Raw genomic sequence first — 11,867 nt, 5'->3', positions numbered from 1 at the left:
TAGAGGCAGTAGAGGCAGTAGAGGCAGTAGAGGCAGTAGAGGCAGTAGAGGCAGTAGAGGCAGTAGAGGCAGTAGAGGCAGTAGAGGCAGTATCAGAATCAACTAAAAGAAAAGCCGGGACAAGCCCGGCTTTTTCTTTTATCACTCAGCAGCTGCTTCAGCAGCGGCCGGGCGGTCTACCAGCTCAATGTAAGCCATAGGAGCGTTGTCGCCAGCACGGAAACCGCATTTCAGAATGCGAGTATAACCGCCGGCGCGCTCCAGGTAGCGCGGGCCCAGTTCATTGAACAGCTTAGCCACGATCGCGTTATCGCGAGTACGGGCAAATGCCAGGCGACGATTAGCAACGCTATCAGTCTTGGCAAGGGTGATCAGCGGTTCAACTACACGACGCAGCTCTTTTGCCTTAGGCAGAGTCGTCTTGATGATCTCATGACGAACCAGGGAGCTGGCCATGTTGCGGAACATAGCCTGACGATGGCTGCTGTTCCGGTTCAGTTGACGACCACTCAAACGATGGCGCATGACCTTATCCTTCTAACTAAATCTGTGAAACCCGTAATCTGGATTACTCGTCAGCGATGCTGGCGGGCGGCCAGTTCTCAAGGCGCATGCCAAGAGACAGACCACGGGAGGCCAACACGTCCTTGATCTCAGTCAGGGACTTCTTACCGAGGTTAGGAGTCTTAAGCAACTCAACTTCGGTACGCTGTACCAGATCACCAATATAGTGGATAGCTTCTGCCTTCAGACAGTTCGCTGAACGAACTGTCAGCTCCAAATCATCGACAGGACGCAGCAGAATCGGATCAAACTCGGGTTTCTCTTCTTTCTTCTCGGGCACGCTGACATCGCGCAGATCCACGAAGGCTTCCAGTTGCTCTGCCAGAATAGTGGCGGAACGACGGATGGCTTCTTCCGGATCCAGAGTACCATTGGTCTCCATGTCGATAACCAGCTTGTCCAAGTCGGTGCGCTGTTCCACACGTGCCGCCTCGACATTGTAGGCGATGCGAACGATGGGGCTGAACGCGGAGTCCAGCAGCAGGCGACCGATGGGACGCTCTTCATCATCGTTGTGAACACGAGCAGAAGCAGGCACATAACCACGACCGCGCTGAACTTTCAGGCGCATGCTGATCTCAGCATTTGCACCAGTCAGGTGGCAGATTACGTGCTCCGGGTTTACGATCTCGACTTCATCACCGTGAGTGATATCACCAGCGGTAACGGGGCCTGTTCCAGACTTGGTCAGGGACAGAGTTACCTCGTCCTTGCCTTCCAGCTTCACAGCGATACCTTTCAGGTTGAGCAGGATTTCAAGAATGTCTTCCTGTACACCTTCTTTGCTGCTGTACTCGTGCAGTACTCCGTCGATCTCGACTTCAGTAACCGCACAACCGGGCATAGATGACAGCAAAATACGACGCAGGGCATTGCCCAGCGTGTGGCCAAAGCCACGCTCAAGCGGCTCGAGAGTCACTTTCGCGTGAGTCGGGCTAACTTGCTCGATGTCAACTAGCCGCGGTTTAAGAAAATCTGTTACAGAACCCAGCATTGTGTCCTCTCTTTAGAAGCTAGCTTTACTTGGAGTAAAGCTCGACGATCAGCTGTTCGTTAATGTCGGCAGACAGGTCGGAACGCTCCGGCAGGCGCTTGAAGGCACCTTCCATCTTAGCAGCGTCAACCTCTACCCAAGTCGGCTTCTCGCGCTGACCAGCAACTTCCAGGGAAGCTTTGATACGCGCTTGCTTCTTAGCCTTCTCGCGAACGCAGATCACGTCCTCAGGGGATACCTGGAAAGAAGGAACATTCACAACGCGGCCGTTTACCATGATGGCTTTGTGGCTCACCAGCTGACGAGATTCAGCACGAGTGGCGCCGAAGCCCATGCGGTAGACGACGTTGTCCAGACGACCTTCCAGCAGCTGCAACAGGTTTTCACCGGTGTTACCCTTTTGACGGGCAGCGTCGCGGTAGTAGTTGCGGAACTGTTTTTCCAATACGCCGTAGATACGACGTACTTTTTGTTTCTCGCGCAGTTGCACACCGTAGTCGGACAGACGCGCTTTACGCGCACCGTGTTGACCAGGAACGGTGTCAATCTTGCACTTAGAATCAATCGCACGAACACCAGACTTCAGGAAGAGGTCGGTGCCCTCACGACGGCTAAGCTTAAGCTTAGGACCGATATATCTTGCCATCTTCTTTCTCCAACAATCCTAGACCAAGTAGCTACAGCGTTACACGCGGCGCTTCTTGGGAGGACGACAACCGTTGTGCGGGATCGGAGTCACATCAGTAATGTTAGTGATGCGGAAACCAGCCGCGTTCAGAGCGCGGATGGAAGACTCACGACCGGGACCCGGACCTTTGACCATGACTTCCAGGTTCTTCACGCCGTATTCTTTGGCGATCTCACCAGCACGCTCAGCAGCTACCTGGGCAGCAAACGGAGTGGACTTACGGGAACCACGGAAACCGGAACCACCAGAGGTAGCCCAAGACAGAGCATTGCCCTGACGGTCAGTAATGGTCACGATTGTGTTGTTGAAAGATGCATGAACGTGCGCAATACCGTCGCTCACTTGCTTTTTAACGCGCTTGCGAGCACGAGTCGGAGTTTTAGCCATTTTCTACCTTCCCGTTACTTCTTGATAGCCTTGCGCGGACCCTTACGGGTACGAGCGTTGGTCTTGGTACGTTGACCACGAACAGGCAGGCTACGACGGTGACGCAAACCACGGTAGCAACCCAGATCCATCAATCGCTTGATGTTCATGGAAATCTGACGACGCAGGTCACCTTCGACGGTGAATTTACCTACTTGTTCACGCAGATTCTCGATCTGAGCTTCGTCCAGGTCTTTAATTTTCACATTCTCAGCGATACCGGCTGCGGCACAGATGGCCTTGGAGCGGGTACGACCGACGCCATAAATAGCAGTCAGTGCAATGACTGCATGTTTATGGTCAGGAATGTTAATGCCAGCGATACGGGCCACTATTCACTCCTACATATAGTAGATAACGACCACCACAAAGCCCGTGAGCGGATACGTGGCGGTCAACCAATACACAACAAAAGTTGGCTGGCTATATTAGCCAGCACAACTATTTGTTGCAAGTACTAACCGTAAAAAATTAGCCTTGGCGCTGTTTATGCTTTGGCTCGCTGCAAATCACACGCACCACACCGTGACGCTTGATGATTTTGCAGTTACGGCAGATTGCCTTAACGGAAGCACGAACTTTCATTGCTTAACTCCGTAACTACGCCGACCTTTAGCGGCCGTAGCCCTTCAGGTTGGCCTTCCTCAGGACGTCGCCATATTGATGAGACATCATATGGGTCTGAACCTGAGCCATGAAGTCCATGATAACTACCACGATAATCAGCAGCGAGGTGCCACCGAAGTAGAACTGTACGTTCCAGGCAGTCATCAGGAACTGGGGTACCAGACAGATAAAGGTAATATAGAGCGCACCTGCCAATGTCAGGCGAGTCATAACCTTATCGATGTAACGTGCTGTCTGCTCGCCCGGGCGGATCCCCGGGATAAAGGCTCCACTCTTCTTCAGGTTATCTGCTGTCTCGCGGGGGTTGAACACCAGCGCGGTATAGAAGAAGCAGAAGAAGATAATGGCTGCTGCATAGAGCATCTCGTACAAGGGCTGACCCGGCTGCAGGACCATAGAGACCTGTTGCAGAATGTCAGCGATCTTGCCCTCGCCCTGACCAAACCAGGAGGTAATGGTACCCGGGAAGAGGATGATGCTGGATGCGAAAATCGCAGGAATCACACCGGCCATATTCACTTTCAACGGCAGGTGTGTGCTTTGCGCAGCGAATACCTGGCGGCCTTGTTGACGCTTGGCATAGTTAACGACGATACGACGCTGACCACGCTCCACGAACACCACAAAGTAAGTCACAGCGAAAACAATCAAGCCCAGCAACAACAACAGCAGGATGTGCAATTCCCCTTGACGTGCCTGTTCGGCCGTAGCGCCAATGGCATGAGGCAGACCGGCGACGATACCTGTGAAGATAATCAACGAGATACCATTACCAATCCCACGCTCGGTAATCTGTTCACCCAACCACATCAAGAACATGGTACCGGTGACCAGACTCACAACGGCTGTGAAATAGAAGCCCAAACCCGGATGAGTCACGAGTCCTTGCATCATATTCGGCAGACCTGTTGCAATACCAATGGCCTGGAACGTTCCCAAAACCAGCGTGCCCCAACGGGTATATTGGCTAATCTTGCGACGGCCGGATTCACCTTCTTTCTTGAGTTCAGCAAGAGCAGGGTGAACCACAGTCAGCAGCTGGATAATAATCGACGCCGAAATGTACGGCATGATCCCCAGTGCAAGAATAGAAGCACGCGAGAGTGCACCACCACTGAACATGTTGAACATCTCAATGATGGTGCCCTTCTGTTGTTGGAACAACTCGGCCAGTACGGCGGCGTCAATACCAGGGATCGGCACATAAGAGCCTGCACGGAACACGATAATTGCCCCGAGAACGAAGAGCAGACGGCTCTTCAGTTCGCTCAGACCACCTTGTGCTTTAACATCCAATCCTGGTTTCTTAGCCATTGTACTGATTATTCCTCGATTTTACCGCCAGCGGCCTCGATGGCTGCACGTGCACCCTTGGTGACGGACAGACCACGAACGGTCACAGCACGGTCAATGTTGCCAGACAGAACAACTTTAGCGAACACGATGTTTTTGGTAATAACACCGGCTTGCTTCAGAGTGCTCACGTCGACCACATCACCTTCTACCAGGGCGATTTCGTTCAGGCGCACTTCGGCAGAAACCAAAGATTTGCGAGAGAAGAAACCGAACTTCGGCAGACGGATTTTCAAAGGCATCTGGCCGCCTTCGAAACCGTTGCGGACCTTGCCGCCACCGGAACGAGAGGTCTGACCTTTAACACCACGACCACCGGTCTTGCCCAGACCAGAACCGATACCACGGCCCGGACGGTGCTTGACGCGCTTGGAGCCAGCGGCCGGAGACAGAGTATTCAGACGCATGCTTAGCCCTCCACCTTAACCATGTAATAAACCTGGTTGATCATGCCGCGTACGCAGGGAGTATCTTCCAGCTCAACGGTGTGACCAATGCGACGCAGACCCAGACCACGCAGAGTCGCCTTGTGCTTTGGCAGACGGCCGATAGAGCTGCGAGTTTGAGTTACTTTTACAGTGTTAGCCATGTCGCATTACCCCAGAATTTCTTCAACGCGCAGACCACGCTTGGCCGCGATCTGTTCCGGTGATTGACCGTGAACCAGAGCGTCGACAGTTGCGCGAACAACGTTGATTGGGTTGGTGGAACCGTAGGTCTTGGCCAGCACGTTGTGGATACCAGCAACTTCCAGTACGGCACGCATGGCGCCGCCTGCAATGATACCAGTACCTTGGGAGGCCGGCTTCATGAACACGGTGGAACCAGAGTGAACGCCACGCACCGGGTGGTGCAGGGTGCCGTTGTTCAGCTCAACCTTGTTCAGGTTACGCTTAGCCTGTTCCATCGCCTTTTGAATGGCGGCCGGAACTTCACGTGCCTTACCGTAACCGTAACCTACACGGCCGTTACCATCACCCACCACGGTCAACGCGGTGAAGGACATGATACGACCACCTTTAACAGTTTTCGAAACACGGTTTACTGCAATGAGCTTTTCTTGCAGTTCGCCGGCTTGAGATTCGACTTTAGCCATCTTCGACTCCTAGCTTAGAACTGAAGACCAGCGTCACGAGCAGCGGCAGCCAGAGCGGCTACACGACCGTGATACTTGAAACCGGAACGATCGAAAGATACGTTCTGAACGCCTTTGGCAATAGCACGCTCAGCGATAGCCTTACCTACAGCGGTAGCAGCATCTGCGTTACCGGTGTATTTCAGAGCTTCACTGATGGCTTTCTCTACTGTGGAAGCAGAGGCCAGAACTTCGGAACCGTTGGCTGCAATAACCTGCGCATAGATATGACGCGGGGTACGGTGAACAACCAGACGGGTAGCTCCCAGTTCCTGCATCTTTTTCCGAGCACGAGTAGCACGACGGAGACGAGCTGCTTTCTTGTCCATAGTGTTACCTTACTTCTTCTTAGCTTCTTTAGTACGCACTTGCTCGTTGGCATAGCGTACACCCTTGCCCTTGTAGGGCTCCGGAGCGCGGTAAGCACGGATATCGGCGGCGACTTGGCCAACCAGCTGCTTGTCCACACCACGCAGAACGATCTCGGTGGCGGACGGACATTCAGCGGTGACACCAGCCGGCAGCGCATGCTCTACCGGGTGAGAGAAGCCCAGTGCCAGCGCAACAGCATTGCCCTTGATGGAGGCTTTGTAACCTACACCAACCAGCTGCAGCTTGCGCTCGAAGCCTTGGGTAACACCGACTACCATGTTATTGACCAATGCACGGGCAGTACCGGCCTGAGCGTCAGCACCAGCGATGCCATCGCGCGGGGCGAACTTCAGTACATTGTCTTCTTTGGTCACTTCTACACCGGCGTGGATGGAACGAACCAGGGAACCCTTGCCACCTTTGATGGACAGTTCTTGGCCGTTCAGAGTCACCTCTACGCCAGCAGGAATAGTGACGGGTGCCTTAGCAACGCGAGACATTTCCGACCTCCTATTAAGCGACGTAGCAGATGATCTCACCACCCATGCTTGCCTTGCGGGCAGCACGGTCGGTCATCACACCTTTAGACGTGGACACGATAGCAACACCGAGACCGCCCATGACTTTCGGCAGATCAGTAGTGCGCTTGTAAATACGCAGGCCGGGACGGCTCACGCGTTGGATCAGTTCTACAACCGGCTTGCCCTGGAAATACTTCAGTTCGATTTCCAGTTCCGGTTTCACGTCACCAGCTACGTTGTAGCCAGCGATGTAACCTTCTTCTTTCAGCACTTTGGCGATAGCCACTTTCAGCTTGGAAGAAGGCATGGAAACCGCAACTTTGCTCGCCGCCTGACCGTTACGGATGCGGGTCAGCATATCCGCGATCGGATCTTGCATGCTCATAGTCTAACTCCCGAGATTCTTACCAAGAGGCCTTTTTGAGGCCCGGAATTTCGCCCTTCATGGCATGCTCACGCACCTTGATGCGAGAGAGGCCAAACTTCCGCAGGAAACCGTGCGGACGACCAGTGATGTTGCAACGGTTACGCTGGCGGGACGGACTGGAATCACGGGGCAGCTGTTGCAGTTGCAAGACAGCATCCCAACGCGCTTCTTCAGAAGCGTTCATATCAACGATGATAGCTTTCAGCTCGGTACGCTTGGTCGCGAACTTGGCTGCCAGCTTCGCACGCTTTGCTTCACGTGCTTTCATGGATGTTTTAGCCATAACCCTAACCTTACTTGCGGAATGGGAAGTTAAAGGCAGCCAGCAGAGCACGGCCTTCTTCGTCGGTATTCGCGGAAGTGGTGATGGTGATATCCAGACCACGGACGCGATCGACCTTGTCATAGTCGATTTCCGGGAAGATGATTTGCTCACGCACGCCCATGGAGTAGTTACCACGGCCATCGAACGCCTTGGCGTTCAGACCACGGAAGTCACGGATACGCGGTACGGAGATGCAAATCAGCCGTTCCAGGAACTCCCACATACGCTCGCCACGCAGGGTTACTTTACAACCTATCGGGTAGCCTTCACGAATCTTGAAGCCCGCAACAGATTTGCGTGCTTTGGTGATCAGCGGCTTCTGACCGGAAATGGCAGCCATATCGGCAGCAGCATTTTCCAGCAATTTCTTGTCAGAGATCGCTTCACCAACACCCATGTTCAGGGTGATTTTCTCGATCCGAGGGACTTGCATGATAGTCTTGTAACCGAACTGCTTGGACAGTTCATTTACTACATCGGATTTGTAGTAATCATGCAGTTTCGCCATCGTTAAACTCCAATTACTTCACAAGTTCGCCGGTGGATTTGAAGAAACGGACTTTCTTGCCGTCTTCAATCCGGAAACCAACGCGGTCAGCCTTGCCAGTGGCAGAGTTGAACAGCGCGACGTTAGATACATCGATGGGGGCTTCTTTGGTGACGATGCCGCCAGCCTGACCCAGTGCGGGTACCGGCTTTTGGTGTTTCTTCACCTGGTTGATGCCTTCCACGATTACCTTACCTTTTGCAATCAGGACTTGAGTGACTTTGCCACGCTTGCCCTTGTCTTTGCCGGTAAGAACAATTACTTCGTCTTCGCGACGGATTTTAGCTGCCATCGTTCGACTCCTTACAGTACTTCGGGTGCCAGGGACACAATCTTCATGAACTTCTCGTTACGGAGTTCACGGGTCACCGGGCCAAAAATACGAGTACCGATTGGCTGTTGGTTGTTGTTAAGCAACACAGCCGCATTGTTGTCGAAACGGATGACAGAGCCGTCCGGACGACGAACGCCTTTACGGGTGCGTACGACCACCGCGTTATACACATCACCTTTCTTCACTTTACCGCGAGGAATGGCTTCCTTGATGGAAACCTTGATGATGTCGCCGATGCCGGCATAACGGCGGTGCGAACCACCCAGAACCTTAATACACATTACACTGCGAGCGCCGGAGTTGTCGGCAACACCCAGCATACTTTGCATCTGGATCATCTTAGTGCTCCGCTTTGTTTACTTCTTATCCCTGATGGGATCTGGCTGCCTTCAAAAGGCGCGAAACTATAACACAGCTATTTTTGAAAAGGTAGCCTAAAAAACAAACGGCCCCGATGGGGGGCCGTTTGGGCTAAAAAGTACCGAATTAGGCCTTTTCTACGACAGCAACCAGGGTCCAGGACTTGGTCTTGGACAGCGGGCGGCACTCGCGGATTTCCACGAGATCGCCAGCCTTGCACTCGTTGTTCTCGTCATGCACGTGCAGCTTGGTAGTGCGCTTGATGATCTTACCGTAGATCGGGTGCTTTACCTTGCGCTCGATAGCGACGGTGATGGATTTGTCCATCTTGTCGCTAATTACACGACCTTGCAGAGTACGGATCTTGTCAGTCATTACGCACCTGCCTTCTCAGTCAGTACAGTCTTGATACGTGCGACGTCACGACGCACTTGTTTCAGAGTGTGAGTCTGAGCCAGCTGGCCGGTGGAAGCTTGCATGCGCATGTTGAATTGCTCACGCAGCAGACCCAGCAGCTCCTGGTTCAGTTCTTCGACGCTCTTTTGACGCAGATCTTGGGCTTTCATCACATCACCGTCTTAATTACGAAAGTGGTCTGAACAGACAGCTTAGCTGCGGCCAGGGCAAACGCTTCACGCGCCAGAGCCTCAGGTACACCATCCATCTCGTACAGAACCTTGCCAGGCTGGATCGGGCAAACCCAGTATTCCACGTTACCCTTACCTTTACCCATACGAACTTCGAGGGGCTTTTCGGTGATGGGCTTGTCCGGGAACACACGGATCCAGATCTTGCCTTGACGCTTAACGTGACGGGTCATGGCACGACGGGCTGCTTCGATTTGACGAGCAGTCAGTTGACCACGAGATGTCGCCTTCAGGCCAAAGGTACCGAAGGATACTTCGTTACCGGCATTGGCCAGACCGCGGTTACGACCCTTGTGGGTCTTGCGGAATTTAGTACGCTTAGGTTGCAACATTTACCGAATCTCCTTACTTGGCAGCGCGGCGCTTGTTGTCACGCTTGGGCTTCGCAGGAGCTTGCTCTTGAGCAGCGGCAGCATTGACTGCAGCCAGACCGCCCAGAACTTCGCCCTTGAAGATCCAAACTTTAACGCCGATCACACCGTAAGTGGTGTGGGCTTCAGAAGTTGCGTAGTCGATGTCGGCGCGCAGGGTGTGCAGGGGCACACGACCTTCACGGTACCATTCGGTACGCGCGATTTCAGCACCGCCCAGACGACCGGAAACTTCCACTTTGATGCCCTTGGCACCCAGGCGCATGGCGTTCTGTACGGCGCGCTTCATAGCACGACGGAACATTACGCGACGCTCCAGCTGGGAAGTGATGCTGTCGGCAACCAGTTTGCCATCCAGCTCCGGCTTGCGGACTTCGGAAATGTTGATCTGAGCAGGCACGCCAGCGATTGCGGCTACAGCTTTGCGCAGTTTTTCAACGTCTTCGCCTTTCTTGCCGATCACGACACCCGGACGAGCGGTGTGAATGGTCACACGGATGCTCTTGGCCGGACGCTCGATGGTGATCTTGGACAAGGAAGCGTTTTTCAGCTCCTTGGTCAGGAACTGGCGTACTTGGAAATCGCTGTACAGGTTGTCAGCGAAGTCTTTGGTGTTCGCGAACCAGGTAGAATTCCAAGGCTTGGTAATACCCAGGCGAATGCCATTAGGATGTACTTTCTGACCCATTGCTTATCTCCCAGCCTTAGCGTCGGATACCACTACAGTGATGTGAGCGGTACGCTTGAGGATACGATCCGCGCGACCTTTGGCACGCGGGCGGATGCGCTTCATGGAGGGACCTTCGTCTACCATGATGGTGGCAACACGCAGGGTGTCGATATCGGCACCTTCGTTGTGCTCAGCGTTGGCAATGGCAGATTCCAGCACTTTCTTCACCAGAACAGCAGCCTTTTTCGGGCTGAAGGTCAGGATGTTCAGAGCCTTGTCTACGGACAGACCACGTACTTGATCGGCTACCAGACGAGCTTTCTGGGCAGAAGTACGGGCATAACGGTGTTTAGCGATAGCTTCCATCATTTATCCCTTAGCGCTTCTTAGCCTTCTTATCAGCAGCATGGCCGCGATAAGTACGAGTCGGTGCGAATTCACCCAGTTTGTGACCGATCATTTCTTCGGTAACGAAAACCGGAACGTGCTGACGACCATTATGGACAGCGATGGTCAAACCGATCATGTTCGGGATGATCATTGAACGACGGGACCAGGTCTTAACCGGCTTTTTATCCCCGCTTTCCACCGCTTTCTCTACCTTCTTCAGCAAGTGCAGGTCGATAAATGGACCCTTCTTGAGAGAACGTGGCATGGTGATTCCTCTATGTTAACAATTACTTGTTACGACGACGTACGATGTACTTGTCGGTACGCTTGTTCTTACGGGTCTTGAAGCCCTTAGCCTTCTGGCCCCATGGGGACACAGGCTGCATGCCCTTGTTACGACCCTCACCACCACCGTGCGGGTGATCAACCGGGTTCATCGCCATACCGCGAACGGTCGGACGAATACCACGCCAGCGGTTAGCACCAGCTTTACCCAGTTGACGCAGCATGTGCTCGGAGTTACCCACTTCACCGATGGTAGCGCGGCACTCGGCCAGAACTTTACGTACTTCGCCGGAACGCAGACGCAGAGTTACATAGTTACCTTCACGAGCCAGGATCTGGATGAAAGTACCAGCGGAACGAGCCAGCTGGGCACCTTTACCAGGCTTCATCTCAACGGCGTGAACGGTAGAACCGACCGGGATGTTGCGCATCGGCAGGGTGTTACCTACCTTGATGGCAGCATCAGCACCAGAGGCGATTGCATCACCAGCTTTCAGGCCTTTCGGAGCCAGGATGTAACGACGCTCACCGTCTGCATACAGCACCAGGGCGATGTTTGCGGTACGGTTAGGATCGTATTCCAGACGCTCAACTTTGGCCGGAATGCCGTCTTTGTCGCGCTTGAAGTCGATCAGACGGTAGTGTTGCTTGTGACCACCACCGATATGACGAGTGGTGATACGACCGTTGTTGTTACGGCCACCGGACTTGCTTTTGCTGTCCAGCAGAGCGGCGAAGGGCTTGCCCTTGTACAGCTCTTGGTTGACGATCTTGACGACGTGGCGGCGGCCCGGAGAAGTAGGCTTGCACTTAACGATTGCCATTTTTCAG

General features: G+C 53.6%; 24 protein-coding genes. All 24 read right to left on the bottom strand.

Annotated elements, in window-relative coordinates:
* Positions 1-141: 141 nt before the first annotated feature.
* Positions 142-525, bottom strand: a complete 384-nt coding sequence (gene rplQ, locus MUW49_RS09390) for a 50S ribosomal protein L17 (protein ID WP_005307999.1) — start codon at positions 523-525, stop codon at positions 142-144.
* A gap of 43 nt (positions 526-568) precedes the next feature.
* A complete protein-coding gene (gene rpoA, locus MUW49_RS09385; protein WP_005307997.1) occupies positions 569-1,558 on the bottom strand; it encodes a DNA-directed RNA polymerase subunit alpha in 990 nt (329 codons plus the stop codon).
* Between the two features lie 25 nt (positions 1,559-1,583).
* Positions 1,584-2,204 (bottom strand): 30S ribosomal protein S4, encoded by a 621-nt coding sequence (gene rpsD / locus MUW49_RS09380; protein ID WP_010672568.1) that lies wholly within the window; start codon positions 2,202-2,204, stop codon positions 1,584-1,586.
* Positions 2,205-2,243: 39 nt separating this feature from the next.
* Positions 2,244-2,633, bottom strand: a complete 390-nt coding sequence (rpsK, locus tag MUW49_RS09375; protein WP_005319702.1) for a 30S ribosomal protein S11 — start codon at positions 2,631-2,633, stop codon at positions 2,244-2,246.
* A 14-nt stretch (positions 2,634-2,647) separates the two neighbouring features.
* The gene (gene rpsM, locus MUW49_RS09370) at positions 2,648-3,004 is read right to left on the bottom strand and encodes a 30S ribosomal protein S13 (protein WP_024944692.1); all 357 of its coding nucleotides are present in this window, start codon (positions 3,002-3,004) and stop codon (positions 2,648-2,650) included.
* A gap of 139 nt (positions 3,005-3,143) precedes the next feature.
* Positions 3,144-3,257 (bottom strand): 50S ribosomal protein L36, encoded by a 114-nt coding sequence (rpmJ, locus tag MUW49_RS09365; protein WP_005319705.1) that lies wholly within the window; start codon positions 3,255-3,257, stop codon positions 3,144-3,146.
* 27 nt (positions 3,258-3,284) lie between these two features.
* A complete protein-coding gene (gene secY / locus MUW49_RS09360) occupies positions 3,285-4,613 on the bottom strand; it encodes a preprotein translocase subunit SecY (RefSeq protein WP_010672567.1) in 1,329 nt (442 codons plus the stop codon).
* A gap of 8 nt (positions 4,614-4,621) precedes the next feature.
* Positions 4,622-5,059 carry a 50S ribosomal protein L15 gene (rplO, locus tag MUW49_RS09355; protein WP_005307987.1) on the bottom strand — a complete coding sequence of 146 codons (438 nt, stop codon included), beginning with the start codon at positions 5,057-5,059 and terminating at the stop codon, positions 4,622-4,624.
* A gap of 2 nt (positions 5,060-5,061) precedes the next feature.
* Entirely contained in the window at positions 5,062-5,241 is a 180-nt protein-coding gene (rpmD, locus tag MUW49_RS09350; protein WP_005307985.1) for a 50S ribosomal protein L30, read from the bottom strand.
* Positions 5,242-5,247: 6 nt separating this feature from the next.
* Entirely contained in the window at positions 5,248-5,748 is a 501-nt protein-coding gene (gene rpsE, locus MUW49_RS09345; protein ID WP_005340605.1) for a 30S ribosomal protein S5, read from the bottom strand.
* 14 nt (positions 5,749-5,762) lie between these two features.
* The gene (gene rplR, locus MUW49_RS09340) at positions 5,763-6,116 is read right to left on the bottom strand and encodes a 50S ribosomal protein L18 (protein WP_010672566.1); all 354 of its coding nucleotides are present in this window, start codon (positions 6,114-6,116) and stop codon (positions 5,763-5,765) included.
* A gap of 9 nt (positions 6,117-6,125) precedes the next feature.
* Positions 6,126-6,659, bottom strand: coding sequence for a 50S ribosomal protein L6 (rplF, locus tag MUW49_RS09335; protein ID WP_010672565.1), 534 nt, complete (start codon positions 6,657-6,659; stop codon positions 6,126-6,128).
* 13 nt (positions 6,660-6,672) lie between these two features.
* Positions 6,673-7,065 (bottom strand): 30S ribosomal protein S8, encoded by a 393-nt coding sequence (rpsH, locus tag MUW49_RS09330; protein ID WP_010672564.1) that lies wholly within the window; start codon positions 7,063-7,065, stop codon positions 6,673-6,675.
* 19 nt (positions 7,066-7,084) lie between these two features.
* Positions 7,085-7,390 (bottom strand): 30S ribosomal protein S14, encoded by a 306-nt coding sequence (gene rpsN, locus MUW49_RS09325; RefSeq protein ID WP_005331161.1) that lies wholly within the window; start codon positions 7,388-7,390, stop codon positions 7,085-7,087.
* Positions 7,391-7,400: 10 nt separating this feature from the next.
* Positions 7,401-7,940: a 50S ribosomal protein L5 gene (rplE, locus tag MUW49_RS09320; protein ID WP_005331162.1), complete on the bottom strand. Its 540-nt coding sequence runs from the start codon at positions 7,938-7,940 to the stop codon at positions 7,401-7,403.
* 13 nt (positions 7,941-7,953) lie between these two features.
* On the bottom strand, positions 7,954-8,271 hold the full coding sequence (gene rplX / locus MUW49_RS09315; protein WP_005307977.1) for a 50S ribosomal protein L24: 318 nt from the start codon (positions 8,269-8,271) through the stop codon (positions 7,954-7,956).
* A gap of 11 nt (positions 8,272-8,282) precedes the next feature.
* Complete coding sequence (gene rplN / locus MUW49_RS09310) at positions 8,283-8,651, bottom strand: 50S ribosomal protein L14 (protein WP_005307975.1); 369 nt, start codon at positions 8,649-8,651, stop codon at positions 8,283-8,285.
* A 148-nt stretch (positions 8,652-8,799) separates the two neighbouring features.
* On the bottom strand, positions 8,800-9,048 hold the full coding sequence (gene rpsQ / locus MUW49_RS09305) for a 30S ribosomal protein S17 (RefSeq protein WP_005307966.1): 249 nt from the start codon (positions 9,046-9,048) through the stop codon (positions 8,800-8,802).
* The gene (gene rpmC / locus MUW49_RS09300; protein ID WP_005307965.1) at positions 9,048-9,239 is read right to left on the bottom strand and encodes a 50S ribosomal protein L29; all 192 of its coding nucleotides are present in this window, start codon (positions 9,237-9,239) and stop codon (positions 9,048-9,050) included. The genes rpsQ and rpmC overlap by 1 nt, the downstream gene beginning before the upstream one ends.
* Positions 9,239-9,652 carry a 50S ribosomal protein L16 gene (gene rplP, locus MUW49_RS09295; protein WP_010672562.1) on the bottom strand — a complete coding sequence of 138 codons (414 nt, stop codon included), beginning with the start codon at positions 9,650-9,652 and terminating at the stop codon, positions 9,239-9,241. The genes rpmC and rplP overlap by 1 nt, the downstream gene beginning before the upstream one ends.
* A 13-nt stretch (positions 9,653-9,665) precedes the next feature.
* On the bottom strand, positions 9,666-10,379 hold the full coding sequence (gene rpsC / locus MUW49_RS09290) for a 30S ribosomal protein S3 (RefSeq protein WP_005331168.1): 714 nt from the start codon (positions 10,377-10,379) through the stop codon (positions 9,666-9,668).
* 3 nt (positions 10,380-10,382) lie between these two features.
* The gene (rplV, locus tag MUW49_RS09285; protein ID WP_010672561.1) at positions 10,383-10,727 is read right to left on the bottom strand and encodes a 50S ribosomal protein L22; all 345 of its coding nucleotides are present in this window, start codon (positions 10,725-10,727) and stop codon (positions 10,383-10,385) included.
* Positions 10,728-10,737: 10 nt separating this feature from the next.
* Positions 10,738-11,016 carry a 30S ribosomal protein S19 gene (gene rpsS / locus MUW49_RS09280; RefSeq protein ID WP_005307960.1) on the bottom strand — a complete coding sequence of 93 codons (279 nt, stop codon included), beginning with the start codon at positions 11,014-11,016 and terminating at the stop codon, positions 10,738-10,740.
* A 22-nt stretch (positions 11,017-11,038) separates the two neighbouring features.
* The gene (gene rplB, locus MUW49_RS09275; protein WP_010672560.1) at positions 11,039-11,860 is read right to left on the bottom strand and encodes a 50S ribosomal protein L2; all 822 of its coding nucleotides are present in this window, start codon (positions 11,858-11,860) and stop codon (positions 11,039-11,041) included.
* Positions 11,861-11,867 lie beyond the last annotated feature (7 nt).

This window comes from Aeromonas sp. LsrichE-8G (assembly GCF_022869435.1).
Taxonomy (GTDB): Bacteria; Pseudomonadota; Gammaproteobacteria; order Enterobacterales; family Aeromonadaceae; genus Aeromonas; species Aeromonas caviae.
This window is presented reverse-complemented; position numbering and strand designations above follow the sequence as displayed.